Annotated in this window: 29 protein-coding genes; 24 read left to right on the forward strand and 5 right to left on the reverse strand. The window is 72.6% G+C overall.

The window, feature by feature from the left end:
• The first annotated feature begins 162 nt into the window (after positions 1–162).
• Positions 163–3,705 (forward strand): DNA polymerase III subunit alpha, encoded by a 3,543-nt coding sequence (dnaE, locus tag ACIPW5_RS32670; protein ID WP_401252813.1) that lies wholly within the window; start codon positions 163–165, stop codon positions 3,703–3,705.
• Between the two features lie 87 nt (positions 3,706–3,792).
• Here the strand turns inward: dnaE and ACIPW5_RS32675 are convergent, their stop codons facing one another.
• Positions 3,793–3,957 carry a hypothetical protein gene (locus ACIPW5_RS32675; protein ID WP_401252816.1) on the reverse strand — a complete coding sequence of 55 codons (165 nt, stop codon included), beginning with the start codon at positions 3,955–3,957 and terminating at the stop codon, positions 3,793–3,795.
• Between the two features lie 213 nt (positions 3,958–4,170).
• On the opposite strand from ACIPW5_RS32675, the gene ACIPW5_RS32680 reads away from it, so the two are divergent.
• From ACIPW5_RS32680 to ACIPW5_RS32695, 4 genes are read left to right on the forward strand one after another with little or no spacing between them, the layout of a single operon-like run.
• On the forward strand, positions 4,171–5,454 hold the full coding sequence (locus tag ACIPW5_RS32680; protein ID WP_401252819.1) for an NYN domain-containing protein: 1,284 nt from the start codon (positions 4,171–4,173) through the stop codon (positions 5,452–5,454).
• Between the two features lie 28 nt (positions 5,455–5,482).
• On the forward strand, positions 5,483–6,520 hold the full coding sequence (locus ACIPW5_RS32685) for an ABC transporter ATP-binding protein (RefSeq protein ID WP_401252820.1): 1,038 nt from the start codon (positions 5,483–5,485) through the stop codon (positions 6,518–6,520).
• Entirely contained in the window at positions 6,517–7,305 is a 789-nt protein-coding gene (locus tag ACIPW5_RS32690; RefSeq protein WP_401252822.1) for an ABC transporter permease, read from the forward strand. The genes ACIPW5_RS32685 and ACIPW5_RS32690 overlap by 4 nt, the downstream gene beginning before the upstream one ends.
• A gap of 34 nt (positions 7,306–7,339) precedes the next feature.
• A complete protein-coding gene (locus ACIPW5_RS32695; protein ID WP_401252825.1) occupies positions 7,340–7,972 on the forward strand; it encodes a hypothetical protein in 633 nt (210 codons plus the stop codon).
• A 114-nt stretch (positions 7,973–8,086) separates the two neighbouring features.
• Here the strand turns inward: ACIPW5_RS32695 and ybaK are convergent, their stop codons facing one another.
• From ybaK to ACIPW5_RS32710, 3 genes are read right to left on the reverse strand one after another with little or no spacing between them, the layout of a single operon-like run.
• Positions 8,087–8,584: a Cys-tRNA(Pro) deacylase gene (gene ybaK / locus ACIPW5_RS32700; RefSeq protein ID WP_401252828.1), complete on the reverse strand. Its 498-nt coding sequence runs from the start codon at positions 8,582–8,584 to the stop codon at positions 8,087–8,089.
• A gap of 4 nt (positions 8,585–8,588) precedes the next feature.
• Complete coding sequence (locus tag ACIPW5_RS32705) at positions 8,589–9,329, reverse strand: LON peptidase substrate-binding domain-containing protein (protein ID WP_401252831.1); 741 nt, start codon at positions 9,327–9,329, stop codon at positions 8,589–8,591.
• Positions 9,330–9,370: 41 nt separating this feature from the next.
• The gene (locus ACIPW5_RS32710; protein ID WP_401252834.1) at positions 9,371–10,960 is read right to left on the reverse strand and encodes an oxidoreductase; all 1,590 of its coding nucleotides are present in this window, start codon (positions 10,958–10,960) and stop codon (positions 9,371–9,373) included.
• A 122-nt stretch (positions 10,961–11,082) separates the two neighbouring features.
• Between ACIPW5_RS32710 and hisD the strand changes: the two genes are divergently transcribed.
• From hisD to hisF, 8 genes are read left to right on the forward strand one after another with little or no spacing between them, the layout of a single operon-like run.
• On the forward strand, positions 11,083–12,405 hold the full coding sequence (gene hisD, locus ACIPW5_RS32715; RefSeq protein WP_401252836.1) for a histidinol dehydrogenase: 1,323 nt from the start codon (positions 11,083–11,085) through the stop codon (positions 12,403–12,405).
• Positions 12,384–13,508, forward strand: a complete 1,125-nt coding sequence (locus ACIPW5_RS32720; protein ID WP_401252839.1) for a histidinol-phosphate transaminase — start codon at positions 12,384–12,386, stop codon at positions 13,506–13,508. The genes hisD and ACIPW5_RS32720 overlap by 22 nt, the downstream gene beginning before the upstream one ends.
• Complete coding sequence (gene hisB / locus ACIPW5_RS32725) at positions 13,505–14,098, forward strand: imidazoleglycerol-phosphate dehydratase HisB (RefSeq protein WP_007263577.1); 594 nt, start codon at positions 13,505–13,507, stop codon at positions 14,096–14,098. The genes ACIPW5_RS32720 and hisB overlap by 4 nt, the downstream gene beginning before the upstream one ends.
• Before the next feature lie 2 nt (positions 14,099–14,100).
• A complete protein-coding gene (locus tag ACIPW5_RS32730) occupies positions 14,101–14,268 on the forward strand; it encodes a hypothetical protein (RefSeq protein WP_266838544.1) in 168 nt (55 codons plus the stop codon).
• Positions 14,265–14,906: an imidazole glycerol phosphate synthase subunit HisH gene (gene hisH / locus ACIPW5_RS32735; RefSeq protein ID WP_401252842.1), complete on the forward strand. Its 642-nt coding sequence runs from the start codon at positions 14,265–14,267 to the stop codon at positions 14,904–14,906. Before ACIPW5_RS32730 ends, hisH begins: the two co-directional genes overlap by 4 nt.
• A complete protein-coding gene (priA, locus tag ACIPW5_RS32740) occupies positions 14,906–15,634 on the forward strand; it encodes a bifunctional 1-(5-phosphoribosyl)-5-((5-phosphoribosylamino)methylideneamino)imidazole-4-carboxamide isomerase/phosphoribosylanthranilate isomerase PriA (RefSeq protein WP_401252845.1) in 729 nt (242 codons plus the stop codon). Before hisH ends, priA begins: the two co-directional genes overlap by 1 nt.
• Positions 15,631–16,017: a RidA family protein gene (locus ACIPW5_RS32745; RefSeq protein WP_401252847.1), complete on the forward strand. Its 387-nt coding sequence runs from the start codon at positions 15,631–15,633 to the stop codon at positions 16,015–16,017. The genes priA and ACIPW5_RS32745 overlap by 4 nt, the downstream gene beginning before the upstream one ends.
• Positions 16,014–16,769, forward strand: coding sequence for an imidazole glycerol phosphate synthase subunit HisF (gene hisF, locus ACIPW5_RS32750; protein WP_401252849.1), 756 nt, complete (start codon positions 16,014–16,016; stop codon positions 16,767–16,769). Before ACIPW5_RS32745 ends, hisF begins: the two co-directional genes overlap by 4 nt.
• A gap of 47 nt (positions 16,770–16,816) precedes the next feature.
• On the opposite strand, the gene ACIPW5_RS32755 is transcribed toward hisF, so the two are convergent.
• The gene (locus tag ACIPW5_RS32755; RefSeq protein WP_401252852.1) at positions 16,817–17,449 is read right to left on the reverse strand and encodes a TIGR03085 family metal-binding protein; all 633 of its coding nucleotides are present in this window, start codon (positions 17,447–17,449) and stop codon (positions 16,817–16,819) included.
• An 84-nt stretch (positions 17,450–17,533) separates the two neighbouring features.
• On the opposite strand from ACIPW5_RS32755, the gene hisI reads away from it, so the two are divergent.
• The 11 genes from hisI to lgt all read left to right on the forward strand — a co-directional run bounded on the left by hisI (position 17,534) and on the right by lgt (position 26,617).
• Positions 17,534–17,899, forward strand: coding sequence for a phosphoribosyl-AMP cyclohydrolase (gene hisI, locus ACIPW5_RS32760; protein WP_125816875.1), 366 nt, complete (start codon positions 17,534–17,536; stop codon positions 17,897–17,899).
• Positions 17,900–17,918: 19 nt separating this feature from the next.
• A complete protein-coding gene (locus ACIPW5_RS32765; RefSeq protein WP_401252855.1) occupies positions 17,919–19,409 on the forward strand; it encodes an anthranilate synthase component I in 1,491 nt (496 codons plus the stop codon).
• Positions 19,410–19,423: 14 nt separating this feature from the next.
• Complete coding sequence (locus ACIPW5_RS32770) at positions 19,424–20,062, forward strand: TIGR02234 family membrane protein (protein ID WP_401252857.1); 639 nt, start codon at positions 19,424–19,426, stop codon at positions 20,060–20,062.
• A 109-nt stretch (positions 20,063–20,171) separates the two neighbouring features.
• Positions 20,172–20,423, forward strand: coding sequence for an HGxxPAAW family protein (locus tag ACIPW5_RS32775; protein WP_401252860.1), 252 nt, complete (start codon positions 20,172–20,174; stop codon positions 20,421–20,423).
• A 68-nt stretch (positions 20,424–20,491) separates the two neighbouring features.
• Positions 20,492–20,989 (forward strand): DUF2752 domain-containing protein, encoded by a 498-nt coding sequence (locus ACIPW5_RS32780; protein ID WP_401252862.1) that lies wholly within the window; start codon positions 20,492–20,494, stop codon positions 20,987–20,989.
• A 181-nt stretch (positions 20,990–21,170) separates the two neighbouring features.
• The gene (gene trpC / locus ACIPW5_RS32785; protein ID WP_007263565.1) at positions 21,171–21,980 is read left to right on the forward strand and encodes an indole-3-glycerol phosphate synthase TrpC; all 810 of its coding nucleotides are present in this window, start codon (positions 21,171–21,173) and stop codon (positions 21,978–21,980) included.
• Between the two features lie 8 nt (positions 21,981–21,988).
• Entirely contained in the window at positions 21,989–22,198 is a 210-nt protein-coding gene (gene trpM / locus ACIPW5_RS32790) for a tryptophan biosynthesis modulator TrpM (RefSeq protein ID WP_401252863.1), read from the forward strand.
• Between the two features lie 206 nt (positions 22,199–22,404).
• Entirely contained in the window at positions 22,405–23,658 is a 1,254-nt protein-coding gene (trpB, locus tag ACIPW5_RS32795) for a tryptophan synthase subunit beta (RefSeq protein ID WP_401252866.1), read from the forward strand.
• Complete coding sequence (gene trpA / locus ACIPW5_RS32800) at positions 23,655–24,470, forward strand: tryptophan synthase subunit alpha (RefSeq protein WP_401252869.1); 816 nt, start codon at positions 23,655–23,657, stop codon at positions 24,468–24,470. The genes trpB and trpA overlap by 4 nt, the downstream gene beginning before the upstream one ends.
• 95 nt (positions 24,471–24,565) lie before the next feature.
• Entirely contained in the window at positions 24,566–25,528 is a 963-nt protein-coding gene (locus ACIPW5_RS32805) for a thioredoxin domain-containing protein (RefSeq protein WP_401252872.1), read from the forward strand.
• A 90-nt stretch (positions 25,529–25,618) separates the two neighbouring features.
• Positions 25,619–26,617 (forward strand): prolipoprotein diacylglyceryl transferase, encoded by a 999-nt coding sequence (gene lgt, locus ACIPW5_RS32810; RefSeq protein ID WP_401252874.1) that lies wholly within the window; start codon positions 25,619–25,621, stop codon positions 26,615–26,617.
• The last annotated feature ends 244 nt before the right edge of the window (positions 26,618–26,861 follow it).

Here is a 26,861-nt window from a genome sequence, read left to right on the forward strand (position 1 = left end):
GCCTCCTGGTGCAAGGGGTGGTACGGCTTCTGACCGACTGGACGCCGGACCGGTCTTCCCGGTTCTGCAACGCATGACCGTACCCGTCGGTGCCCGGGGTCTGTCACTCGTGGGACGTAGGATTCATAGCTGCCGCCCCTCTCTCCTCAGGAGGCCCCCACCGTGACCAAGACGCCGTTCACGCACCTGCACGTCCACACCCAGTACTCGCTGCTGGACGGTGCCGCGCGGCTGAAGGACATGTTCGCTGCCTGCAATGAAATGGGCATGACGCACATCGCCATGTCCGACCACGGCAACCTCCACGGGGCGTACGACTTCTTCCACACCGCCCAGAAGTCGGGGATCACCCCGATCATCGGCATCGAGGCGTACGTCGCCCCCGAGTCCCGGCGCAACAAGCGCCGCATCCAGTGGGGCCAGCCCCACCAGAAGCGGGACGACGTCTCCGGTTCCGGCGGCTACACCCACAAGACGATCTGGGCGGCGAACGCCACCGGCCTGCACAACCTCTTCCGGCTGTCCTCCGACGCCTACGCCGAGGGCTGGCTCACGAAGTGGCCCCGCATGGACAAGGAGACCATCAGCAAGTGGTCGGAGGGCCTGATCGCCTCCACCGGCTGCCCCTCCGGCGAGCTCCAGACCCGACTGCGCCTCGGCCAGTTCGACGAGGCCCTGAAGTCGGCCTCCGAGTACCAGGACATCTTCGGCAAGGACCGCTACTTCCTGGAGCTGATGGACCACGGCATCGAGATCGAGCGCCGGGTCCGCGACGGCCTGCTGGAGATCGGCAAGAAGCTCGGCATCCCGCCGCTGGTCACGAACGACTCGCACTACACCTACGCCAGCGAGGCCGGCGCCCACGACGCCCTGCTCTGCATCCAGACCGGCAAGAACCTCTCGGACCCCGACCGCTTCCGCTTCGACGGCTCCGGCTACTACCTGAAGTCGACCGACGAGATGTACGCGATCGACTCCTCGGACGCCTGGCAGGAGGGCTGCGCCAACACGAAGCTGGTCGCGGACCAGATCGACACCGAGGGCATGTTCAAGTTCCGGAACCTGATGCCGAAGTTCGACATCCCGGACGGCTACACCGAGGTCACCTGGTTCCGCGAGGAGACCATGAAGGGGATGCACCGCCGCTTCCCCGGCGGGATCCCGGACGACCGCATGAAGCAGGTCGAGTACGAGATGGACACGATCATCTCGATGGGCTTCCCGGGCTACTTCCTCGTGGTCGCCGACTTCATCATGTGGGCCAAGAACCAGGGCATCGCGGTCGGCCCCGGCCGAGGCTCCGCGGCCGGCTCGATCGTCGCCTACGCCATGGGCATCACCGACCTCGACCCGATCCCGCACGGCCTGATCTTCGAGCGCTTCCTGAACCCCGAGCGCGTCTCCATGCCCGACGTCGACATCGACTTCGACGAGCGCAGGCGCGTCGAGGTGATCCGGTACGTGACCGAGAAGTACGGCGCCGACAAGGTCGCCATGATCGGCACCTACGGCACCATCAAGGCCAAGAACGCGATCAAGGACTCCGCGCGCGTCCTCGGCTACCCCTACGCCATGGGCGACCGCCTCACCAAGGCCATGCCCGCCGACGTCCTCGGCAAGGGCATCCCGCTCTCCGGCATCCTCGACCCGCAGCACCCCCGCTACGGCGAGGCCGGCGAGATCCGCGGGATGTACGAGAACGAGCCCGACGTGAAGAAGGTCATCGACACCGCCCGCGGCGTCGAGGGCCTGGTCCGCCAGATGGGCGTGCACGCCGCCGGCGTGATCATGTCCAGCGAGACGATCACCGACCACGTACCCGTCTGGGTGCGGCACACCGACGGCGTCACCATCACCCAGTGGGACTACCCGAGCTGCGAGTCGCTCGGCCTGCTGAAGATGGACTTCCTCGGCCTGCGCAACCTCACGATCATGGACGACGCCGTCAAGATGGTGAAGGCCAACAAGGGGATCGACATCGACCTCCTGGCCCTCCCGCTCGACGACGCCAAGACCTTCGAGCTCCTCGGCCGGGGCGACACCCTCGGCGTGTTCCAGTTCGACGGCGGCCCCATGCGCTCCCTGCTGCGCCTGATGAAGCCCGACAACTTCGAAGACATCTCCGCCGTGTCCGCGCTCTACCGCCCGGGCCCGATGGGCATGAACTCGCACACGAACTACGCCCTGCGCAAGAACAAGCAGCAGGAGATCACCCCGATCCACCCCGAGCTGGAGAAGCCGCTCGAAGAGGTGCTCGCGGTCACCTACGGCCTCATCGTCTACCAGGAGCAGGTGCAGAAGGCCGCCCAGATCATCGCCGGGTACTCCCTCGGCGAGGCCGACATCCTGCGCCGCGTGATGGGCAAGAAGAAGCCCGAGGAGCTGGCGAAGAACTTCGTCATCTTCGAGGAGGGCGCCCGCAAGAACGGCTTCACCGACCAGGCGATCAAGGCCCTCTGGGACGTCCTGGTCCCCTTCGCCGGCTACGCCTTCAACAAGGCCCACTCGGCCGCCTACGGCCTGGTCTCCTACTGGACCGCCTACCTCAAGGCGAACTTCCCGGCCGAGTACATGGCCGGCCTGCTCACCTCGGTCAAGGACGACAAGGACAAGTCCGCGATCTACCTCAACGAGTGCCGGCGCATGGGCATCAAGGTGCTCCCGCCCAACGTCAACGAGTCCGAGTCCAACTTCGCCGCCCAGGGCGACGACGTGATCCTCTTCGGCCTCACCGCCGTGCGCAACGTCGGACAGAACGTCGTCGACTCGATCATCAAGACCAGGAAGTCCAAGGGGAAGTACTCCTCCTTCCCCGACTTCCTCGACAAGGTCGAGGCGGTCGTCTGCAACAAGCGCACCGTCGAGTCGCTGATCAAGGCCGGCGCCTACGACGAGATGGGCCACACCCGCAAGGGCCTGGTCGCCCACCACGAATCGATGATCGACAACGTGGTCGCCGTCAAGCGCAAGGAGGCCGAGGGCCAGTTCGACCTGTTCGGCGGAATGGGTGACGAGGACAGCAGCGACGAGCCCGGCTTCGGCCTCGACGTGGAGTTCTCCGACGTCGAGTGGGAGAAGTCCTACCTGCTCGCCCAGGAGCGCGAGATGCTCGGCCTCTACGTCTCCGACCACCCGCTCTTCGGCCTGGAGCACGTCCTCTCCGACAAGACCGACGCCGGCATCTCCCAGCTCACCGGCGGAGAGCACTCCGACGGCGCCGTCGTCACCATCGGCGGCATCATCTCCGGCCTCCAGCGCAAGATGACCAAGCAGGGCAACGCCTGGGCCATCGCCACCGTCGAGGACCTGGCCGGCTCCATCGAGTGCATGTTCTTCCCCGCGACCTACCAGCTCGTCTCCACCCAGCTGGTCGAGGACACCGTCGTCTTCGTCAAGGGCCGCCTCGACAAGCGCGAGGACGTCCCCCGCCTGGTCGCCATGGAGATGATGGTCCCCGACCTCTCCTCCGCCGGCACCAACGCCCCCGTCGTCCTCACCATCCCCACCGTCAAGGTCACCCCGCCGATGGTGACCCGTCTGGGCGAGATCCTGCGCCACCACAAGGGCAACACCGAGGTGCGGATCAAGCTCCAGGGCCCCCGCACCACCACCGTGCTGCGCCTCGACCGGCACCGGGTCCAGCCCGACCCCGCCCTCTTCGGCGACCTCAAGGTCCTGCTCGGCCCCTCCTGCCTGGCCGGGTAGCCGACCGGGGGGCGTACCCCCGCGTACGTGCGGAAGGGCCCGACCGGCGACGCTGCCGGTGGGCCCTTCCGTCGTCCGCGCGCGGCGTCAGTTGTGGCCGAAGCGCTTCTGCTTGCTCTTGTGGGCCATGTCCAGCGGGCTCGGCGACTGAGAGGAGCGCTCCTCCGGCGAGCTTTCGGCCGAACTCCGGTCCGGGGCGGACGAACGCGGCTGCTGCTTCGCGGGCTGCTTCTGGTTCTTGTTCTTGGCCATGGAATGCCTCCGTGGGGGGTGTAGGGGCCAGGGCCGCCTTCACACTCACACACCCCCACAAACCCCGCATTTTGGATCATTGCCCCGCGCTCCGGGGGTCGCTTTCGAGGCCCCCTGACAGATACGCCACGCCGATGATCGAGTTCCGGCCGTCAACACCCTTGCGGTCGGGCAGACTCGGGGAAAACCTGTCGAGGACCCCCACGGAAGAGGGTGGAACGCGTGGACCGCTGCGTCGTCCTGGTGGACGCCGGATACCTGCTGGGCGCCGCCGCGAGCCTCCTCGCCGGGGAACCCTCCCGCTCCCGCATCACCGTCGACCACTCCGCCCTCATCCAGGGCCTGCGCGAACGCGCCGAGGCCGACACCCAGCAGCCCCTGCTGCGGATCTACTGGTTCGACGGAGCCCCCGACCGGGTTCCCCAGCCCGAGCACCGCCGGCTGCGCGTCATGTCCCGCGTCACCGTCCGGCTCGGCGCCCTGACCCGCAGCGACGGCCGCTGGGCGCAGAAGGGCGTCGACGCCGCCATGCACGCCGAACTCACCGAACTCGCCCGCAACCGGGCCTGCTCCGACGTGGTCCTCGTCACCGGCGACGGCGACCTGCTGCCCGGACTGATGTCCGCCAAGGAACACGGCGTCGCCGTCCACCTCTGGGCCGTACAGGCCGCCGATGGGGACTACAACCAGTCCGAGGACCTCGTCGCCGAGGCCGACGAACGCCGCGTCCTCGACCGCGCCTGGATCACCCGCGCCGTCCGCGCCCGCGACCTCGCCGGACTCTGTCCCCCGCCGCCCGCCCCCCGCCCCGAGATCGCCGCGATCCTCTCCGCGCCCCTGCCCGAGGCCGCCCTCGCCGAGGCCGCCCGCAACGGCACCCCCGCCACCCCCGAGGCGCGCCCGAACGGAGCACCCGTACCGGCGCCCGCCACCGAGGGGGCCAAGCCCGTCCCCACCCCCAAGGACCTCGCCGCGCTCCGCGCCCCCTCCCCGGTCCCCGCCGCCCCGGCCGCCCACTCCGCCGCCAACCCGGCCGGCAGCGCCCTGCGCTGGTCCTCCGACAAGGGCTGGATCGACCGCGCGGGCCCGCTCGGCGAACCGGCCGAGACCGCCTCGCTGCCCACCCTCGCCCAGCTCACCAGCGCCGAGCAGCGCTGGGCCGACCGCGAGGAGGACATCACCACCGTCGGCGGCGACCCCTTCGAGGTCGGCCAGGTCTTCGCCCGGCGCTGGATGGAACGCCTCCCCGAAGCCGCCCACCTGCAGAAGCTCGCCACCATGTACCCCCGCGTCCCGCACCGCATCGACGGGGAGCTGCTGCGCTACGCCGCCCGGTTCGGGCTCCTCGCCCACAAGGACGACCAGATCGACGAACACGACCGCTACGCCATCCGCGCCGGGTTCTGGAGGGAGATCGACGTGCGGGCCGCGGCCGAGCACGTCACCGGCCCGCCGGCCGCCGTCCCCGGGGTGCCGATGACCCCGGCGGCCGAGTAGGGCCGGAAGCCGCGTAGGCTGCTCCCTCGTGAGTACGGGCACAGCACAGGCAGGAACGACCACGGCGGCGGCCGCCGGAGCCGCTTCGGACGTGGTCTGCGCCGTGCGTGACCTGGTCAAGACGTACCCCGCCGTACGCGGCCGGCGCGGGGCTCCGGCCCTGCCCGAGACCCGCGCCAACGACGGGATCTCCCTGGAGGTCCGGCGCGGCGAGGTCTTCGGCCTGCTCGGCCCCAACGGCGCGGGTAAGTCCACCCTGGTCCGCCAGCTCACGGGCCTGATGCGGCCCGACTCCGGCTCCGTCACCCTGCTCGGCCACGACCTCGTGCGCCACCCCGAGCGGGCCGCCCGGCTGCTGGCCTACCTCGGACAGGAGTCCACCGCCCTCGACGAGCTCACCGTCGCGCTGGCCGCCGAGACCACCGGCCGGCTGCGCGGGCTCGGCGCGCGCGAGGCGCGGGCCGCGCGGGACGACGTACTGGAGGAGCTCGGGCTCACCGGGATCGCCGCGCGCCCCCTCAAGAAGCTCTCCGGCGGACAGCGCCGGCTGGCCTGCTTCGCCGCCGCACTGGTGGGGGAGCGGCCGGTCCTCGTCCTCGACGAGCCCACCACCGGCATGGACCCGGTGGCCCGGCGGGCCGTCTGGGAGGCCGTGGACCGCCGCCGCCTCGCCCAGGGGGCCACCGTCCTCCTCGTCACCCACAACGTCATCGAGGCCGAGACCGTCCTCGACCGGGTCGCCGTCGTCGACCAGGGCAAGGTCATCGCCTGCGACACCCCGGCCGGCCTCAAGGCCGCGGTCTCCGACGAGGTCCGCCTGGAGCTGGTCTGGCGCACCGCCGCGCCGCTGGACGTGCCCGAGGTCGCCGCGCTCGCCCCGAAGGCCGCCGAGTCCGGCCGCCGCTGGGTGCTGCGGCTGCCGCAGGACGAGGCCCGCGCGGCCGTCGCCGCCGTCACCGGCGGCCCGGCCTTCGCCGCCCTCGACGATTTCACGTTGGCCACGCCGAGCCTGGAGGACGTGTACCTCGCGCTGGGCGGCCGGATGAAGGGTCTGGTCAAGTCGTGACCACCGCTGCCACTGCCGCCCCCGTCGGCGTCCTGGCTCCGAAGGCGCGGCTGTTCCCCGCCCTCGCCGCCGTCTACCGGGCCCAGCTGTCCCGGGCGCGGGTCGCCCGGATACCGCTGCTGTTCGTCGCCACCTTCCAGTCCGTCGGGATCATGATCCTGATGCGGGGCGTGGTCGACGGGGGCGGCGGCTCGGAGGCCCGCGCCGTCGTCGCCGGCTCCTCCGTCCTCGTCGTCGCCTTCGTCGCGCTGAACCTGCTCGCGCAGTACTTCGGACAGCTGCGGGCCGGCGGCGGCCTCGACCACTACGCCACCCTCCCGGTGCCGCCCGCCTCCGTGGTGCTCGGAGCCGCCGCCGCGTACGCCTCCTTCACCCTGCCGGGAACGCTGGTGACGGCCGTCTTCGGCTGCGTGCTGTTCGGCCTGCCGATGGGCGGGCTGTGGATCCTCGCCGCCGTCGTCCCGCTGGCCGGGGCCGCGCTCGCCGGACTGGGCGCCGCGCTGGGGCTGCTCGCGCCGCGCCAGGAGCTGGCCACGCTGGCCGGGCAGCTGGGCATGTCGGCGGCGCTGCTGCTGGGCGTGCTGCCCGCGGAGCGGATGCCGGCCCCCATCGTGTGGGCGCGGGACCTGCTGCCGTCCACGTACGGGGTCGAGGCCTTCGCGGAGACCTTCGCCCCGCACCCCGACTGGACGGCCGTCCTCCTCGACCTCGGCGTGTGCGCGGCCGTCGGGGTGCTGTCCCTGGCCCTCGCCACCTGGGCCTACCGGCGGGCCGCGGTCCGCTGACGCCGGCCGCCGCCGCACCTGGCACGATGTGGGGGTGACCGAAGCCGTGACCCCGCAGCAGCAGCCGACCGTGTCCCCGCTCCCCGCACCGGAGCCCGCCGTCACCGCGGCGGACGTCCGCGACGCGGCCGCCGCCACCCTGGCGGTGGGCGCCTCCGGGGTGCTCCTCGGGCTGCTGTGGACGTGGCTGGCGCCGCGCGTGCAGTACGTCTCCAACGGCGAGGCCGTCTTCCTGCGCAACACCGAGAGCGAGGCGCGGATCGGCGCCGACGGCACCTTCTTCCTGCTGGCCCTCGGCCTCGGCGTGCTCAGCGCGGTCGGGGTGTTCCTGTGGCGCCGGCGCGGAGGGGTCCCGCTGGTCATCGGCCTCGCCGTCGGGGCCTGCTTCGCCTCCCTGGTGGGCTGGCGGCTCGGGCTCTGGCTGAGCCCCGGCTCCGACGTCCCGGCCGCCGCCGCGAAGGCGGGCAAGGGCGTACCGTTCGACGCGCCGCTCCAGCTGCTCGCTTACGGGGTCCTGCTGGTGTGGCCGATGGCGGCCGCCGCGGCCCACCTGGGCCTGACGGCCCTGTGGGGCCCGCGCGACCCCGAGCCGGAGCCCGACTGGCACGCCGAGGGCACCTACCCCCCGCCGCACGTCCACGCCGCCCCGGAACCCCCGCAGACCTGACCCCTGGCCGGGGGTGCGGGCGGGTTGCCGCTGCGCGGGGCTGGAATTCGCGCAGCGAATCTCCAGCCCGCGCGGCGATTGAGCGCACCGGGCGCGGAGCGTCCGGTACCGGGGTCAGGGGCGGCCGATCGGGGCCAGGACCGCGTCGGTGAGCGCCGCCAGGTCCGCGGGGGACAGCTCCACCTCCAGGCCCCGGCGGCCCGCCGAGACACAGATCGTGGCGTGGCCGGAGGCAGAGGCGTCCAGGACCGTCCGCAGGCGGCGCCGCTGCCCCAGCGGCGAGATGCCGCCCCGCACGTACCCCGTGGTCCGCTCCGCCAGCGCCGGATCGGCCATCACCGCCCGCTTCCCGCCCACCGCGCCCGCCAGGGCCTTCAGGTCCAGCGAGCCCGACACCGGGACCACCGCCACCGTCAGCGCCCCGTCCACGTCGGCGACCAGGGTCTTGAAGACCTGCTCCGGGGAGACGCCCAGCGCCTCGGCCGCCTCCTCCCCGTACGAGGGGTGCGCGGGGTCGTGCTCGTAGGAGTGGGTGGTGAACGCCACGCCCGAACCGGTCAGGGCCGTGATCGCCGGGGTGCCGGCCGACTGCTGCTGCTTCTTCTTCGCCATGGCCTCAGTTCGGGCTCGTCGGGGTACGGGTCAGGTCCACCGCGGGCAGGGACGGCAGGTGGCGGATGACCGCCGTCTCCGTTCGGAGCAGCTTCAACTCCTCCGCCAGCCGGGTCGCGGTGTCCGGGGCCTGCAGCAGGCGCTGCTTCGACGGGGTGTCCAGCACGGCGGCGGCCGCCACCAGGTACGACACCACCGACGGCTCGTCCGGCAGGTCCGGGGTCGAGGCCAGGGACCGCTCACGGGCCCCCGCCAGCCGCTTCTGGTAGCTGCGGAAGGCCCGCAGCACCCCCTCGGACAGGGCGCCCGCGCCCTCGCCCGCGTCCTCCGCGAGCTCCTCCAGCTCCGCCACCAGGAACGGCCCCGACGCGTCGACCGACAGCAGCCGCACCCGGGTCGTGCCGGTGGCCAGCACCTCGAAGCTGCCGTCCTCCCGCTCCCGGATCGTCGCCGCGTCCGCGATGCAGCCCACCCGGTGGAACGCCTGGATCGGGTCGGAGCCGAAGCCGGCCGCCGGACCCTTCTCGGGCAGGGCCGTCTGGTCCGGCAGCCCGGGCGCGGTCGGGGCGACCTCCCGGCCGTCGCGGATCGCGACGACCGCGAACCGGCGCGGCTCGTCCTCCCCGGTCTTCAGCAGCTCGCGCATCATGGCGCGATACCGCTCCTCGAAGACGTTCAGCGGCAGCACGAGGCCCGGGAAGAGCACCGAGTTCAGCGGGAAGAGGGGCAGGCGAACGGTGGTCACCTGGCACAGGGTAGTGGCCGGACGGCCCCGGCCGTCACCCGTTAACCCCGCCTCAGCAGCCGCGACGCACCCGCGGCCACCGTCGTCGCCAGGATCCAGCCCAGCAGCACCAGCGCCGCCGAACCCCACTGCCAGCCGCCCTCCAGCTTCCACTGCCCCTGCTGGCCGAGATCGATCACCGGGAGCAACAGGTCCAGCGCGTACAGTGCGGCGTCCCACTGCGGATGCTCGTCCGCCTTGATCGGCGCCGGCTCGTGCCGCAGGAACAGCAGGGTGCCCGCCGCCCACAGCACCGCCATCCACAGCGCCGCCCGCCCCGGCCGGTACCCGTACACCACCGTCCAGTCCTGGAGGCACCCCCACGCCCTGGCCGCCGGGGACAGCGTGGCCCGCCGGCAGCGCTCCTTGGCCACCAGCACCGCGCGGGCGCCCGCGTCCTCCCCGCCCGCCCGCAGCACCGCGGCGAGCCGTTCGTACGGCTCGGGCGAGTACTCGGGCGTGGCCGCCTCCAGCCACTCCAGTCGGCGGGAGAGCGGGAAGTGGCCCCGGGGCGCCAGTTCCTCGTAGACGAAGCCCTCCATCGACACCCGGCCGCGCCCGGGCCAGCTCGTCGACCGGTCGACGAGCTTGACCACCTTCGCGCCCGAGACCACCACCCGGCCCAGCTCCGGCGCCTCGCCCACGAACCGCAGCTCCGGCGTCTGGACCCGCCGCAGCGACACCTCCTGGCCCTCGCGCAGCTCGAAGAGGGCACCGTAGAAGTCCGCCGAGTCACCGAACCGGCCGTCGTCCAGCCGCAGCCCGCCCCGGCACTCGAAGCGCTGCACCGGCCCGCCCGTCGTCGGGGTCCGGCCCCAGTCGTACGGCCGCTCCGGGTCGCTCGTCGGCGAGGCCAGGCCGATCGACGTCAGGTACAGGGTCCGCTCGACCGACAGCGTCGGCGCGTTCAGCGCCCGCCGGCCGTGGCGGTTGCTCAGCCGCGCCCCGCGCAGGCTCATCGAGGCGCCCACCTTCGCCCCGCGCAGGCTCACCTCGCCGTGCGTCTCCAGCATGTCCGCCTGGAGGTCCTGCGCCACCGCCAGCCCGTCCGCTGCGATCGCCCGGCCCCGGTTGTCCCGGTGCACCACCGCGTGGCTCAGCAGCAGGTCGGTGCCGATCTGCGCGTCGGTCAGCCGGATCCCGCGCGCCACCCGGCAGCGCGCCAGGTGCAGGTCGCCCTCGGTGTGCAGCCGGGCCCCCTCCAGCCGGGGCACCGCGCAGTTGTCCAGCCGGAGCGTCCCGAACCGGGTCTCGGACACCTGGACCTCGCCGTCGAAGCGGCACGAGCGGATCTCCACGTACGGGGCCACCGCGGCGCCGGACAGGTCCAGCCGCCCGGTGATCTGCGCGCCGCGCAGCTTCAGCCGCCCCACCCGCCCCGGGAGCGGCGCCGGCCCCGCCAGCAGCAGGTGCGCCACGACCTCCGCCCGGACCCGGCGCTCGGGGCCCCAGGCCCGCCCCGCGTGCGGATCGTCCAGCTCGGCGTCGCGGGCCCCCAGGTCGCACACGGCCCCGGCGCGGAAGGCCTCCCACATCAGCCGTTCGGCCCCGCTCAGGCCGTCCGGCCGTCCGTCCTCCTGCGCTTCGGTCACGGCAGCCCCCCGCTGTCATTCACGTGTACGAGAACGCTAAGGGGCGGCGGTGACGTCCGGGGCGTGTATCAGCCAGTGATACGGGCGGACGGCGGCGGGAGGCGGTCTGAGAGAATTGGGAGGTGATCTCTCGTATCGACCTGCGCGGTGACGCCCTCCCCGAGGGCGGCGCCCTGCGCGACCTGCTGCCCCGTGCCGAGTTCGACGTGGAAGCCGCCCTGGAGAAGGTGCGGCCCATCTGCGAGGACGTCCATCATCGTGGCACGGCGGCGCTGATCGAGTACGCGCAGAAGTTCGACGGGGTCGAACTCTCGCAGGTCCGCGTGCCCGCGGAGGCCCTCGCGGCCGCCTTGGAGCAGCTGGACCCGGCCGTCCGCGCCGCCCTGGAGGAGTCCATCCGGCGCGCCCGGATCGTGCACCGCAACCAGCGCCGCACCGAGCACACCACCCAGGTGGTCCCCGGCGGCACCGTGACCGAGAAGTGGGTTCCGGTCGAGCGCGTGGGCCTGTACGCCCCCGGCGGCCGCTCCGTGTACCCGTCCTCCGTCGTGATGAACGTGGTCCCGGCCCAAGAGGCCGGCGTCGAGTCGATCGCGCTCGCCTCCCCGCCGCAGAAGGAGTTCGGCGGCCTGCCGCACCCCACCATCCTGGCGGCGTGCGCGCTGCTCGGCGTGGACGAGGTGTACGCGGCCGGCGGCGCCGTCGCCGTCGCGATGTTCGCGTACGGCACCGAGGACTGCCCGCCGGTGAACATGGTCACCGGCCCCGGCAACATCTGGGTCGCCGCCGCCAAGCGCTACTTCACCGGGAAGATCGGCATCGACACCGAGGCCGGCCCCACCGAGATCGCGGTCCTCGCGGACTCCACGGCCGACCCGGTCCACGTCGCCGCCGACCTGATCAGCCAGGCCGAGCACGACCCGCTCGCCGCCGCCGTCCTCGTCACGGACTCCGCTGAGCTCGCGGCCGCCGTCGAGAAGGAACTGGAACCGCAGGTCGCCGCGACCAAGCACGTCGAGGACCGGATCAAGCCCGCCCTCGCCGGCAAGCAGTCCGCGATCGTGCTGGTCGACAGCCTGGAGGACGGCCTCAAGGTCGTCGACGCCTACGGCGCCGAGCACCTGGAGATCCAGACCGCCGACGCCGCCGCCTGGGCCGCCCGGGTCCGCAACGCCGGAGCGGTGTTCGTCGGCCCCTGGGCGCCCGTCTCCCTCGGCGACTACTGCGCCGGCTCCAACCACGTCCTGCCCACCGGCGGCTGCGCCTGCCACTCCTCGGGCCTGTCCGTGCAGTCCTTCCTGCGCGGCATCCACATCGTCGACTACACGCGCGACGCCCTCGCCGAGGTCACCCACCACGTGGTGACCCTGGCCGAGGCCGAGGACCTGCCCGCGCACGGCGCCGCCCTCAAGGCCCGCTTCGGATGGAAGGTGCCGAACCAGTGACCGGCATCGACGACCTCCCCGTCCGCGACGAGCTCCGCGGCAAGACCCCCTACGGCGCCCCGCAGCTCGACGTGCCCGTCCAGCTGAACACCAACGAGAACCCGTACGAGCTGCCCGAGCCGCTCGTCCGGCGCATCGCCGAGCGCGTCGCCGACGCCGCCCGCACCCTCAACCGCTACCCCGACCGGGACGCGGTCGAGCTGCGCACCCAGCTGGCCGCCTACCTCACCCGTACGGGCAAGCACCCCGTCGCCAAGGAGAACGTCTGGGCCGCCAACGGCTCCAACGAGGTCCTCCAGCAGCTGCTCCAGACCTTCGGCGGCCCCGGGCGCACGGCCATCGGCTTCGAGCCCTCGTACTCGATGCACGCGCTCATCGCGCGCGGCACCGGCACCGGCTGGATCTCCGGCCCGCGCCGCGAGGACTTCACCATCGACGTGGAGGCGGCCGAGCGGGCCATCGCCGAGCACGCCCCCGACGTCGTCTTCATCACCTCGCCCAACAACCCCACGGGGACCGCGGTCGAGGCGGAGACGGTCCTCGCCCTCTACGAGGCCGCGCAGGCCGCCAAGCCCTCGCTGGTCATCGTGGACGAGGCCTACGTGGAGTTCTCCCACCGGGACTCCCTCCTCCCGCTGATCGAGGGCCGCCCCCACCTGGTGGTCTCCCGGACCATGTCCAAGGCCTTCGGCGCCGCGGGCCTGCGCCTGGGCTACCTGGCCGCGCACCCCGCCGTCGTCGACGCCGTGCAGCTCGTACGCCTGCCGTACCACCTGTCCGCCGTCACCCAGGCGACCGCGCTGGCCGCGCTGGAGCACACCGACACCCTGCTCGGCTACGTCGAGCAGCTCAAGGCCGAACGGGACCGCCTCGTCACCGAGCTGCGGGCCATCGGCTACGAGGTCACCGAGTCCGACGCGAACTTCATCCAGTTCGGGAAGTTCGAGGACTCCCACACCGCCTGGCAGAAGATCCTCGACCAGGGCGTCCTGGTCCGGGACAACGGCGTACCGGGCCGGCTGCGGGTCACCGCCGGCACGCCGGCCGAGAACGACGCGTTCCTGGAAGCGGTTCGCGCACTGAAGAAGGAGCAGCAGGCATGAGCCGCATCGGACGGGTCGAGCGCACCACGAAGGAGACCACGGTCCTCGTCGAGATAGACCTCGACGGCACGGGCAAGGTCGACGTCTCGACGGGTGTCGGCTTCTACGACCACATGCTCGACCAGCTCGGCCGCCACGGCCTCTTCGACCTCACGGTCAAGACGGACGGCGACCTGCACATCGACAGCCACCACACCATCGAGGACACCGCCCTCGCACTGGGCGCCGCCTTCAAGCAGGCCCTCGGCGACAAGGTGGGCATCTACCGCTTCGGCAACTGCACCGTCCCGCTGGACGAGTCCCTCGCCCAGGTGACCGTCGACCTCTCCGGCCGCCCCTACCTCGTGCACACCGAGCCCGAGAACATGGCGCCGATGATCGGCGAGTACGACACGACGATGACCCGGCACATCTTCGAGTCCTTCGTCGCGCAGGCCCAGATCGCCCTGCACATCCACGTCCCGTACGGCCGCAACGCCCACCACATCGTGGAGTGCCAGTTCAAGGCGCTCGCCCGGGCCCTGCGCTACGCCGCCGAGTTCGACCCGCGCGCCGCCGGCATCCTTCCCTCCACGAAGGGCGCCCTCTAGCCGTGAACGGCCTGAACACCATCCTGATCGTCCTCGGCCTGTTCCTGGCCGGGGGCGTCTACTCCTTCCAGAAGCAGAAGATGCCGAAATCGGTGATCATTCTGCTCGCCCTCGGCTCCGTGATGTGTCTGGCCGCGGGAGTCCTGCGAATCCAAGGAATCTGGGAATGAGCGCCAAGAAGAACGTCGTCGTCTTCGACTACGGCTTCGGCAACATCCGTTCCGCCGAGCGCGCCCTCGCGCGCGTCGGCGCGGACGTCGAGATCACCCGCGACTACGACAAGGCTATGGACGCCGACGGACTCCTCGTCCCCGGCGTCGGCGCCTTCTCCGCCTGCATGAAGGGCCTCAAGGACGCGCGGGGCGACTGGATCATCGGCCGCCGGCTGTCCGGCGGGCGGCCCGTCATGGGCATCTGCGTCGGCATGCAGATCCTCTTCGAGCGCGGCATCGAGCACGGGGTGGAGACCGAGGGCCTCGACGAGTGGCCCGGCACCGTCGGCCCGCTGAAGGCCCCCGTCGTCCCGCACATGGGGTGGAACACCGTCGAGGCCCCGGCCGACAGCCAGGCCTTCGCCGGGCTCGACGCCGACGCGCGCTTCTACTTCGTGCACTCCTACGCGGCCCACGACTGGACGCTGGAGGTCACCAACCCCCGGATCAGGGGCCCCAGGGTCACCTGGGCCACGCACGGCGAGCGGTTCGTCGCGGCGGTGGAGAACCGTGCCCTGTGGGCCACCCAGTTCCACCCCGAGAAGTCCGGCGACGCCGGTGCCCAGCTCCTCACCAACTGGATCGAGACCCTCTGATGCCGAACACGCTTGAACTGCTCCCCGCGGTCGACGTCCGCGACGGCCAGGCCGTGCGCCTCGTGCACGGCGTGTCCGGCAGCGAGACCTCCTACGGCTCCCCGCTGGAGGCGGCCCTCGCCTGGCAGGCGTCCGGCGCCGAGTGGCTGCACCTCGTCGACCTGGACGCCGCCTTCGGTACCGGCGACAACCGCGCCCTGGTCGCCGAGATCACCCGAGCCATGGACATCAAGGTGGAGCTGTCCGGCGGCATCCGCGACGACGCCACGCTCGCCGCGGCCCTCGCCACCGGCTGCACCCGCGTCAACCTGGGCACCGCCGCCCTGGAGACCCCCGAGTGGGCCGCCAAGGCCATCGCCGAGCACGGCGACCGGATCGCCATCGGCCTCGACGTGCGCGGCACCACCCTCAAGGGCCGCGGCTGGACCAGCGAGGGCGGCGACCTCTACGAGACCCTCGCCCGCCTGGACTCCGAGGGCTGCGCCCGCTACGTCGTCACCGACATCGGCAAGGACGGCACGCTGACCGGCCCCAACCTGGAGCTGCTGAACAACGTCTGCGCCGCCACCGACCGGCCCGTCGTCGCCTCCGGCGGCGTGTCCTCCCTGGACGACCTGCGGGCCCTGTCCGGGCTGGTCCCGCAGGGCGTCGAGGGCGCCATCGTGGGCAAGGCCCTGTACGCCAAGGCCTTCACCCTGGAAGAGGCCCTGGAGGCGGTGCGCGCATGAGCACCTCCGACGTGCGCCGGATCTCCTCCGGCGGCCCCTACGAGGACGTGATCGGCTACTCCCGCGCCGTCGCCCTCCCCAACGGCCTGGTGCTGGTCTCCGGCTGCACCGCGGCCGACGCGGGCGGCCCGTACGACCAGACGGTCAAGGCCTTCGACGTCGCCTTCAAGGCGCTCGCCGAGGCCGGACTGGGTCCCGAGGACGTGGTCCGCACCCGGATGTACCTCACCCACGCCCGGGACGTGGAGGAGGTGGGCCGCGCGCACAAGGCGCTCTTCGACGCCGTCCGCCCCGCCGCCTCCATGATCATCGTTTCCGGCTTCGTCGACCCGAGCATGGTCGTCGAGGTGGAGGTCGAGGCCTTCAAGGAGGTCGTGCGATGACCCTCGCCGTACGCGTGATCCCCTGCCTGGACGTGGACAACGGCCGGGTCGTCAAGGGCGTCAACTTCCAGAACCTGCGCGACGCCGGCGACCCGGTGGAGATGGCCAAGCTCTACGACGCCGAGGGCGCCGACGAGCTGACCTTCCTCGACATCACCGCCTCCTCCGGCAACCGCGAGACCACCTACGACGTGGTGCGGCGCACCGCCGAGCAGGTGTTCATCCCGCTCACGGTCGGCGGCGGCGTCCGCACGGCCGACGACGTGGACAAGCTGCTGCGGGCCGGTGCCGACAAGGTCGGCGTCAACACCGCCGCCATCGCCCGGCCCGAGCTGATCCAGGAGATCGCCGAGCGCTTCGGCCGCCAGGTCCTCGTCCTGTCGGTCGACGCCCGCCGCACGGAGACCGGCTCCTTCGAGGTCACCACCCACGGCGGCCGCCGGGGCACCGGCATCGACGCCGTCGAGTGGGCGCACCGCGCGGCCGAACTGGGCGCCGGGGAGATCCTGCTCAACTCCATGGACGCCGACGGCACCAAGGACGGCTACGACACCGAGATGATCGCCGCCGTGCGCAGGCACGTCACCGTCCCGGTGATCGCCTCGGGCGGCGCCGGCCGGCTGGAGCACTTCGCGCCCGCCATCGACGCGGGCGCCGACGCGGTCCTCGCCGCCTCGGTGTTCCACTTCGGCGACCTGCGGATCTCCGAGGTCAAGGGAGCCCTGCGCGAGGCCGGCCACCCGGTCCGCTGAGCCGCCACGCCGACGGGGCCCGGCCGGGCCCCGCCGGCGGGAGCGCCTCAGATGCCCAGCTGGGCCACCGTCAGCTTCGCGACGGCCTCCTTCTCGCCGTCCAGCTCCACCGAGGCGGCGGCCTGCCGGCCGAAGCAGAACAGCGTCAGCTCGCCCGGCTCGCCGGTCACCGTCACCACCGGCACCCCCTTGCGGGCCACCGCCGTGCGCCCGTCCGGGCGGCGCAGCACCAGGCCCACCGGCGAGCGGCGGCCCGTCAGCCGGGCCAGCTTCTCCAGCCGGGACCACAGCGCGTCCGAGAACACCGGGTCCAGCGTCCGCGGCGACCAGTCCGGCTGCGCGCGCCGCACGTCCTCGGCGTGGACGTAGAACTCCACCGCGTTCGCCGCCTCGTCGATCTGCTTCAGCGCGTACACGGACAGCTTCGGCGGGCCGGTGCGGATCAGCTGGACGAGCTCCTCGTACGGCTTGGCCGTGTACTCGGCCATCGCCCGGTCGAGGCGGTCCTTCAGCACGCTGAGCAGCAGCCCGCCCGCCGCGTCCGGACGGCGTTCGCGCACCACGACGTGCGCCGCCAGGTCCCGGCAGGTCCAGCCGTCGCACAGGGTCGGCGCCTCGGGTCCCGCCGCCTCCAAGAGGTCCGCCAGCAGCAGGCGTTCACGCTTCGCATGGGTAGACATGCGGGCCAGCCTACGGCCGGGCCCCGCCGCGCGGCTGCCCACCAGACGGACGGTGATCCGTAACGGGTCCTTCCGCGCGGCACAATGGGGCCCATGAGTACGTCCTCCCTCGACCCCGCCGTCGCCGCCCGCCTCAAGCGCTCCCCGGACGGCCTGGTCCCGGCCATCGCCCAGCAGTACGACACCGGTGAGGTGCTGATGCTCGGCTGGATGGACGACGAGGCCCTGCACCGCACCCTCACCACCGGCCGCTGCACCTACTGGTCCCGCAGCCGCCAGGAGTACTGGGTCAAGGGGGACACCTCCGGCCACTTCCAGTACGTGAAGTCCGTCGCCCTCGACTGCGACGCGGACACCGTGCTCGTCAAGGTCGACCAGGTCGGCGCCGCCTGCCACACGGGCGCCCGCACCTGCTTCGACGACGATGTCCTTTTCAGCGACGCCCGCTAGCCAGTTAGGGTCCCACCCCATGGATCTCGAGACGTTCCGCAAGCTCGCGGCCGACCGCCGCGTCATCCCGGTGAGCCGCAGGCTGCTGGCCGACGGGGACACGCCCGTCGGGCTCTACCGGAAGCTGGCCGCCGAACGCCCCGGCACCTTCCTGCTGGAATCCGCCGAGAACGGCCGCTCCTGGTCCCGGTACTCCTTCATCGGCGTCCGCAGCGACTCCACCCTCACCGTCAAGGACGGCCGGGCGCACTGGATCGGCACCCCGCCCGTCGGCGTCCCCACCGACGGCGACCCGCTGGACGCGCTGCGCGCCACCGTCGAGGCCCTGCACACCCCCCGCGACCTCGCGGGCGGGATGCCGCCCTTCACCGGCGGCATGGTCGGCTACCTGGGCTACGACATCGTCCGCCGCCTGGAGCGCATCGGCGAGCACGCCGAGGACGACCTGGAGCTCCCCGAGCTGACCATGCTCCTCACCTCCGACCTGGCGGTGCTGGACCACTGGGACGGCACCGTCCAGCTGATCGCCAACGCGATCAACCACAACGACCTGGACTCCGGCGTCGACGAGGCCCACGCCGACGCCGTCGCCCGGCTCGACGCCATGGAGGCCGACCTCGCGCGGCCCGCGCCGTACGCCCCGGCCCCGCTGCCCGCCTCCGAGCTGCCGGAGTTCTCCGCGCTGTGGGGCGGCGAGAAGTACCAGGCCGCCGTGGAGGACGTGAAGGAGCGCATCCGGGCCGGCGAGGCCTTCCAGGTGGTGCCCTCGCAGCGGTTCGAGACCCCGTGCGAGGCCTCCGCGCTGGACGTCTACCGGGTGCTGCGGGCCACCAACCCGTCCCCGTACATGTACCTCTTCCGCTTCGAGAACGGCTTCGACGTGGTCGGGTCCAGCCCCGAGGCGCTGGTCAAGGTCGAGGACGGCCGGGCCATGGTCCACCCGATCGCCGGCACCCGGCACCGGGGCGCGACCCCGCAGGAGGACAACGACCTCGCCGAGGAGCTGCTGGCCGACCCCAAGGAGCGCGCCGAGCACCTCATGCTCGTCGACCTGGGCCGCAACGACCTGGGCCGGGTCTGCGAGCCGGGTTCGGTCGAGGTCGTCGACTTCATGAGCATCGAGCGGTACTCGCACGTCATGCACATCGTCTCCACGGTCACCGGGCGGGTCGCCGAGGGCAGGAGCGCCTTCGACGTGCTCACCGCCTGCTTCCCCGCCGGCACCCTCTCCGGCGCGCCCAAGCCGCGCGCCATGCAGATCATCGAGGAGCTGGAGCCCTCCCGGCGCGGCCTGTACGGCGGCTGCGTCGGCTACCTCGACTTCGCGGGCGACTCCGACACGGCCATCGCCATCCGCACCGCGCTGCTGCGCGACGGCACGGCGTACGTGCAGGCCGGGGCGGGCGTGGTCGCGGACTCGGTGCCCGAGCTGGAGGACCGGGAGTGCCGCAACAAGGCGGCGGCCGTGCTCCGCGCCGTCGGAGCGGCGAACCGCCTCCACCGCGCCTGAGGGCGTAGGGGATAGTGGGTTACGTGAGTGCCGTACCCCACCCCCACAGCGAGGCCGAGGCCCCCGAGAGCAGCGCAGGCCGCCGGACCGTGGCCGTCGCCCTGCTGCTCGGCGCGCTCGGCGCCACCGTCGTCCTGCTCGCCTCCGGCCGCACCTGGGCCCGGGGCAGCGCCTCCATCGGGGGCGGGACCCTGCCCCTGACCGCGGACGGGCGGGCCGTCACGGGCCTCCCGGCGGCCCTGGCCATCGTCGGCCTGGCCGCCCTGGTCGCGGTGTTCGCCGTACGGGGCCGCGGCCGGCTGCTGGTCTCCGGCCTGCTGGCGCTGAGCGGCCTGGGCGCGGCCCTGGCCGCCGTGGCTGCCGCGGACGACCGGCGGGCGCTGGACGAGCGGGCCGCCACGGCGACCGCCGACACCGCCGCCCGGGTGGTGGAGCTGACCCACACGGCGTGGCCGTACGTCACCGCCTCCGGGGCTGCCCTGATCCTGCTGGCGGGACTGCTCGCGCTGCGCTTCGGGCGCAGCTGGCCCGCCATGGGGGGCCGCTACGAGCGCGACGGGAGCCCCCGCGGGCGCACCCCGGCCCCGGTGGACCCGGACCGGCCGGAGGACCTGTGGAAGGCGCTGGACCGCGGCGAGGACCCCACCCGCTAGACGGGGCCGCCGGAGATCGCCACCCACTGGAGAATCCGGCGTCGTCGTGCGGGACAATGACAGCGAGCGTGCGGCACCGCACGCGAGACAGAGCAACGAGGAGCAACTCATGGCGGGCACGAGCCACGGACACACCCCGGCCGCCTGGACCGGTGTCGTCATCGCCTTCATCGGTTTCTGCATTTCCGGCGCCTTCATGGTGCTGGCGAACCCGCTCGGGTTCTGGGCGGGCCTGGTCGTCGTCGCGCTCGGCGGTGTGGTCGGCCTGGCCATGCGGGCCGCGGGCATGGGTGCGCCGAAGGCCGCCCACCGCGACCTCGCCGACGTCATCGCCGCCAACCGGGTTGCCGCCAAGGTCTGACCGCGGCCTGGCGGGTCCGCCGGTCCGCTGCGCGAAAGGCGCGGCCCCGTCGGGCTGCGCCTTTTGTCATGAGCGGAGAGAATCAGCGGGTGGACGCCTCTCGTACCGACGCCCCGCAGACGGGCCCCCGGCAGCCGCTGCCGTCCGGCGGGGTGCCCGTACGGGCCTCCGCGGCCCGGCGGGCGGCCGCCCCCGTGCTGACCCTGGCCGGGGCGGTGGCGGCGTTCGCGTACGTGGGCGCCGTGGACCCGAACGAACCGGGCCACTACCCGGTCTGCCCGCTGTTCCGGCTGACCGGGGTGCTGTGCCCCGGCTGCGGCGGGCTGCGCAGTGCGCACGCCTTCGCCACCGGCGACCTGCCGGCGGCGCTGGGCGCCAATGCCGTGGCGGTGGCGGGCTACTTCGTCTTCGCCGCCTTCACGGCCCTGTGGCTGCTGCGGGCCTTCCGCGGCGGCCCGGTCCCCCGGATCGCGCTGCGGCCGGCGTACTGGTGGGGCATCGGGGCCGTGGTGCTGGCGTTCTCGATTGTCCGGAACCTCCCGTTCGGTTCCGCTCTGGCTCCCTGACCCGGGCGGAGGCCTTGCGGGGACTACGGGAAGGCCATATTCCGAGTGTCCAGTCCCTGGGAAACCGAGAAGTCCGTGCGGAGGCCTCGGCGACCTGCGGATACCATTTGAGTGCCGACCTTGCAGTGGAACGTGTCTGCAAGGCGGCCGACCGTCATCAACCCGGAAGGGGGCCGCTCGCGTGAGTGTGCTCGACGAGATCATCGAAGGGGTCCGCGAAGACCTTGCCGAACGGCAGGCCCGCGTGAGCCTCGACGAGCTCAAGGAGCGTGCCGCCAAGGCGCCCCAGGCCAAGGACGGCGTCGCCGCCCTGCGTGGCGACGGCGTCAAGGTGATCTGCGAGGTCAAGCGCTCCAGCCCCTCCAAGGGCGCGCTGGCCGCGATCGCGGATCCGGCCGGGCTCGCCGCCGATTACGAGGCCGGCGGAGCGGCGGTCATCTCCGTCCTCACCGAGCAGCGCCGCTTCGGCGGCTCGCTCGCCGACCTGGAGGCCGTCCGCGCCCGCGTGGACATCCCGATCCTGCGCAAGGACTTCATCGTCACGGCGTACCAGCTGTGGGAGGCCCGCGCCTACGGCGCCGACCTCGTGCTGCTGATCGTCGCGGCCCTGGAGCAGGAGGCCCTGGTCTCCCTCATCGAGCGGGCCGAGTCCATCGGCCTCACCCCGCTCGTCGAGGTGCACGACGAGGAGGAGATCGAGCGTGCCGTCGCCGCCGGCGCCAAGATCATCGGCGTCAACGCGCGCAACCTGAAGGACCTCAAGGTCGACCGCTCCACCTTCGAGCGGGTCGTCGGAGAGATCCCGCCCCACATCGTGAAGGTCGCCGAGTCCGGTATCCGCGGACCCCACGACCTGATCGCCTACGCCAACGAGGGCGCGGACGCCGTGCTCGTCGGCGAGTCCCTGGTCACCGGCCGCGACCCGAAGGCGGCCGTGGCCGACCTCGTCGCCGCCGGCGCCCACCCCGCCCTGCGGCACGGGCGGAGCTGACCACTCCCATGCCTCCCGCCTCCCCCTCCGTCCGCACCCGTCCGGGCCACGGCCCGGCCGGCGTGCCGACGGCGCACGCGCCGCTGGCGCGCGGCTGCCGCCCCCGCGGCTGCCGCGCCCCGGCCCGCCGCGTGCACGGCAGGCGGGTGCGCTACGTGATCGGGTCCGAGCCCGGACAGGTCAACGGCATGCGATGGCGCGGCTCGTCCGCGTCGTGATCACGGCCCTCCCGGCCCGGCACCCCTGAGGTACCGGGCGCGGGCGGCCGCGTACGGTCCCCGCTCCCCGTGGGCGCGGGCCGTCCCGTCCGTACGTCCCCACCCCCTCAGCGGGGTGCGCGGGACGCGGACCGGCGGCGCACTACGGTGCATCCAGCCCGCGTCGAGCGAAGCCTCGCATTCCGTACCCGTAGGAGTAGTGGCACATGTCCACCAGCTCGTTCTTCATCCCGGACCCGGAGGGTCACGTCCCCAACACCGAGGGCTACTTCGGTGACTTCGGCGGCAAGTTCATCCCGGAGGCCCTCGTCGCCGCCGTGGACGAGGTCGCCGTCGAGTACGAGAAGGCCAAGGGCGACCCGGCCTTCGCCGCCGAGCTCAACGACCTCATGGTCAACTACACCGGCCGGCCCAGCGCCCTGACCGAGGTGCCCCGGTTCGCCGAGCACGCGGGCGGCGCCCGGATCTTCCTCAAGCGCGAGGACCTCAACCACACCGGCTCGCACAAGATCAACAACGTGCTGGGCCAGGCGCTGCTCACCAAGCGCATGGGCAAGACCCGCGTCATCGCCGAGACCGGCGCCGGCCAGCACGGCGTGGCCACCGCCACCGCCTGCGCCCTCTTCGGCCTCGACTGCACCATCTACATGGGCGAGATCGACACCCAGCGCCAGGCCCTCAACGTGGCCCGCATGCGCATGCTCGGCGCCGAGGTCATCGCCGTGAAGTCCGGCTCCCGGACCCTCAAGGACGCCATCAACGAGGCGTTCCGCGACTGGGTCGCCAACGTGGACCGGACCCACTACCTCTTCGGCACCGTCGCCGGACCCCACCCCTTCCCGGCCATGGTCCGCGACTTCCACCGCGTCATCGGCGTCGAGGCCCGCCGCCAGATCATCGAGCGCGCCGGCCGGCTCCCCGACGCCGTCGCCGCCTGCGTCGGCGGCGGCTCCAACGCCATCGGCCTCTTCCACGCCTTCATCCCCGACGCGGACGTCCGCCTGGTCGGCTTCGAGCCCGCCGGACACGGCGTGGAGACCGGCGAGCACGCCGCCACCCTCACCGCCGGCGAGCCCGGCATCCTGCACGGCTCCCGCAGCTACGTCCTCCAGGACGAGGAGGGCCAGATCACCGAGCCCTACTCCATCTCCGCGGGCCTGGACTACCCGGGCATCGGCCCCGAGCACTCCTACCTCAAGGACATCGGCCGCGGCGAGTACCGCGCCGTCACCGACGACGCCGCCATGCAGGCCCTGCGCCTGCTGTCGCGCACCGAGGGCATCATCCCCGCCATCGAGTCGGCGCACGCCCTCGCGGGCGCCCTCGACCTGGGCAAGGAGCTGGGCAAGGACGGCCTGATCGTCGTCAACCTGTCCGGCCGCGGCGACAAGGACATGGACACGGCCGCCCGCTACTTCGGGCTGTACGACGGCACGGAGCCCGAGGGGGAGAACAAGTGAGCAACGGAAACCTGCAGCTGCTGAGCGACACCCTCGCCAAGGCCAAGTCCGAGGACCGCGCCGCCCTCGTCGCCTACCTCCCGGCCGGCTTCCCGACCGTCGACGGCGGCATCGAAGCCGTCAAGGCGATCATCGCGGGCGGCGCCGACGTCGTCGAGATCGGCCTGCCCCACAGCGACCCGGTCCTGGACGGCGCCGTCATCCAGACCGCCGACGACATCGCCCTGCGCGGCGGCGTCAAGATCGCCGACGTGCTGCGCACCGTCCGCGAGGCCTTCGAGGCCACCGGCGTCCCGATCCTGGTCATGACGTACTGGAACCCCATCGACCGCTACGGCGTCGAGCGGTTCACCGCCGAGCTGGCCGCCGCCGGCGGTGCCGGCTGCATCCTGCCCGACCTGCCCGTGCAGGAGTCCGCGCTGTGGCGGGAACACGCCGCCAAGCACGGTCTGGCGACCGTCTTCGTCGTGGCCCCCAGCAGCAAGGACGAGCGCCTGGCGACCATCACCGCCGCCGGCTCCGGCTTCGTCTACGCCGCCTCCCTCATGGGAGTCACCGGCACCCGCGAGTCCGTCGGCAACGAGGCCCAGGACCTGGTCCGCCGCACCCGCGCGACCACCGACCTCCCGGTCTGCGTGGGCCTCGGCGTCTCCAACGCCGTCCAGGCCAAGCAGGTCGCCGGCTTCGCCGACGGTGTGATCGTCGGCTCGGCCTTCGTGAAGCTCCTCCTGGACGCCCCCGACCTGCCCGCGGGCCTGTCGGCCGTGCGGGCACTGGCGGGCGAGCTTGCGGAAGGCGTACGCAGGTCCTGACCCCGGGCGGGCCCGGGACGAGGTTCTGTAGCCCGATCGGGTGGATTCGGCAGCGGGGAGGCACGCGAGTGCCTCCCCGCTTCGTTTGGCCGAACGTGAGCGAGAAGAACGACGGTGCGAACCGCGATGCGACGAAACGATCGGCCCGGGAGCGACTCCAGCAGGAGCGCGAGCGGCAGAAGAGCCGCGACAAGCGCCGGCGGACCTTCCTGGTCGCCGGAGCCGTCGTCGGCGTGCTCGGCCTGGCCGCCGTCGTCGGCGTGATCGCGGCCAACGCCGGCAAGGGCGACAAGTCCGCCAAGGCGGGCCCGGTGGCCGCGCCCTCCGGAGCCACCGGCAAGGACGCGCTCGCCATCCAGACCGGCAAGAACGAGGCCAAGTCCACCCTCACGGTGTGGGAGGACTTCCGCTGCCCCGCCTGCAAGGCCTTCGAGGACAACTACCGCACCACCATCCACGACCTGGAGGCCAAGGGGCTCCTCAAGGTCGAGTACCACCTGGTCACCCTCATCGACGGGAACATGGGCGGCACCGGCTCCCTCAAGGGGGCGAACGCCGCCGCCTGCGCCCAGGACGCCGGCAAGTTCTCCGCGTACCACGACGTCCTCTTCCAGAACCAGCCGCAGGAGACCGACGACGCCTACGGCAAGAACGCCAGGCTGCTGGAGCTGGCGGGCAAGGTCGACGGACTGGACACCCCCGCCTTCCGCTCCTGCGTGGAGGACGGCACCCACAACAGCTGGGTGGGCAAGTCGCACGAGGCCTTCCGCGCCGGGAACTTCCGGGGCACCCCGACGGTGCTGCTCGACGGCAAGGACATCTTCTCCGACCAGGCCAACCCGCTGACCCCGCAGAAGCTGAAGGAGAAGGTCGAGGGAACCGCCGGGAAGACCACCGGTTCACCCTCGGCGTCCCCCTCCGCGTCCGCATCCGGAAGCAGCGGCTCCAAGACCGGTTCCAAGGCCTCCACGGGCACCGGCTCCGGTTCCGCATCGGGTTCCGCATCCGGTTCCGGTTCCGGCTCCCGGGCGGGCGTCGGCACGGGGTCGGGAGGCTGACCCGGGCGGCCCCGCCATGTGTGGTTTTGGTTTCAGCTTGCCGGGCGGGTTGCGGTGCGCACCGCCCGGCAGGGTAGCGTCAGGTCTGCCATGGACCTTGCTTACATCCCCAGCCCGTCGACCGGCGTGATCCATCTCGGACCGATCCCGCTGCGCGGCTACGCGTTCTGCATCATCATCGGCGTCTTCGTCGCCGTCTGGCTCGGCAACAAGCGGTGGATCGCGCGCGGCGGAAAGCCGGGCACGGTCGCGGACATCGCCGTGTGGGCGGTGCCCTTCGGCCTGGTCGGCGGCCGCCTCTACCACGTGATCACCGACTACCAGCTCTACTTCGGCGAAGGCCGGGACTGGGTCGACGCCTTCAAGATCTGGGAGGGCGGCCTCGGTATCTGGGGCGCGATCGCGCTCGGCGCGGTCGGCGCCTGGATCGGCTGCCGCCTGCGCGGCATCCCGCTGCCCGCCTGGGCCGACGCGCTCGCCCCGGGCATCGCCATCGCCCAGGCCTTCGGCCGCTGGGGCAACTGGTTCAACCAGGAGCTGTACGGCGGTCCCACCGACCTGCCCTGGGCGCTGAAGATCAGCGAGGGCCCGAACCGGGTCGCCGGCACCTACCACCCGACCTTCCTCTACGAGTCCCTGTGGTGCCTGGGCGTGGCCGCCCTGGTCATCTGGGCCGACCGGCGCTTCAAGCTGGGACACGGCCGGGCGTTCGCCCTGTACGTGGCGGCGTACTGCTCCGGGCGCGTGTGGATCGAGTACATGCGCACCGACGAGGCGCACCACGTCCTGGGCCTGCGGCTGAACGTGTGGACCGCGATCGTGGTCTTCGTGCTCGCGGTGGTGTACTTCGTGCTCTCCGCGAAGCTGCGGCCGGGCCGGGAGGCCGTCGTCGAACCGGGCGCCGAGGCCGTCCCGGCGGGCGCGGAGGACAAGGCCGTGCCGGCCGGTGCCGACGCGAAGGCCGTCGCCGTCCCGGCGGAGCCGAAGGAGGCCAAGGCCGGCGCCGAGCCTGATGCGGGTGCCGCCGCCGAGGCCGGGGCGAAGAAGCCGACCAGCCTCACGAAGGCTGCGGAGGCCGACAAGAGCTGAGCAGGTCCCACCGGAGGGGGCGCCGCGCGAGCCGCGACGCCCCCTCCGGCGTCCCCGCCCGCCGCCGGGCTGCCGCTGCGCGGGGCGAGGTCCCCTACCCGCCCTTCGCCCGTTCCCTGGGGCTCCGCCCCAGACCCCGCGCCTCAAACGCCGGCGAGGCTATATCTAGCCTCGCCGGCGTTTGAGGCGCGGGCGCGGTAGCGCCGTAACGGGTCCGGGCGCAGCCCGGGGAACGGTGGAAGGG

It is taken from the genome of Streptomyces sp. NPDC090077, from assembly GCF_044747545.1.
Classification (GTDB): Bacteria; Actinomycetota; Actinomycetes; order Streptomycetales; family Streptomycetaceae; genus Streptomyces.

Coding starts and splice junctions, on each gene's coding strand:
- ACIPW5_RS32720 (WP_401252839.1), top strand. CDS start 12,384: ATGGAAGGTGCCGAACCAGTGACCGGCATCGACGACCTCCCCGTCCGC.
- ACIPW5_RS32775 (WP_401252860.1), top strand. CDS start 20,172: ATGGCGGGCACGAGCCACGGACACACCCCGGCCGCCTGGACCGGTGTC.
- ACIPW5_RS32755 (WP_401252852.1), bottom strand. CDS start 17,449: ATGTCTACCCATGCGAAGCGTGAACGCCTGCTGCTGGCGGACCTCTTG.
- ybaK (WP_401252828.1), bottom strand. CDS start 8,584: ATGGCGAAGAAGAAGCAGCAGCAGTCGGCCGGCACCCCGGCGATCACG.
- hisF (WP_401252849.1), top strand. CDS start 16,014: ATGACCCTCGCCGTACGCGTGATCCCCTGCCTGGACGTGGACAACGGC.
- ACIPW5_RS32675 (WP_401252816.1), bottom strand. CDS start 3,957: ATGGCCAAGAACAAGAACCAGAAGCAGCCCGCGAAGCAGCAGCCGCGT.
- ACIPW5_RS32780 (WP_401252862.1), top strand. CDS start 20,492: ATGAGCGGAGAGAATCAGCGGGTGGACGCCTCTCGTACCGACGCCCCG.
- ACIPW5_RS32745 (WP_401252847.1), top strand. CDS start 15,631: ATGAGCACCTCCGACGTGCGCCGGATCTCCTCCGGCGGCCCCTACGAG.
- trpM (WP_401252863.1), top strand. CDS start 21,989: ATGCCTCCCGCCTCCCCCTCCGTCCGCACCCGTCCGGGCCACGGCCCG.
- hisH (WP_401252842.1), top strand. CDS start 14,265: ATGAGCGCCAAGAAGAACGTCGTCGTCTTCGACTACGGCTTCGGCAAC.
- priA (WP_401252845.1), top strand. CDS start 14,906: ATGCCGAACACGCTTGAACTGCTCCCCGCGGTCGACGTCCGCGACGGC.
- ACIPW5_RS32765 (WP_401252855.1), top strand. CDS start 17,919: ATGGATCTCGAGACGTTCCGCAAGCTCGCGGCCGACCGCCGCGTCATC.
- hisI (WP_125816875.1), top strand. CDS start 17,534: ATGGGGCCCATGAGTACGTCCTCCCTCGACCCCGCCGTCGCCGCCCGC.
- lgt (WP_401252874.1), top strand. CDS start 25,619: ATGGACCTTGCTTACATCCCCAGCCCGTCGACCGGCGTGATCCATCTC.
- hisB (WP_007263577.1), top strand. CDS start 13,505: ATGAGCCGCATCGGACGGGTCGAGCGCACCACGAAGGAGACCACGGTC.
- trpB (WP_401252866.1), top strand. CDS start 22,405: ATGTCCACCAGCTCGTTCTTCATCCCGGACCCGGAGGGTCACGTCCCC.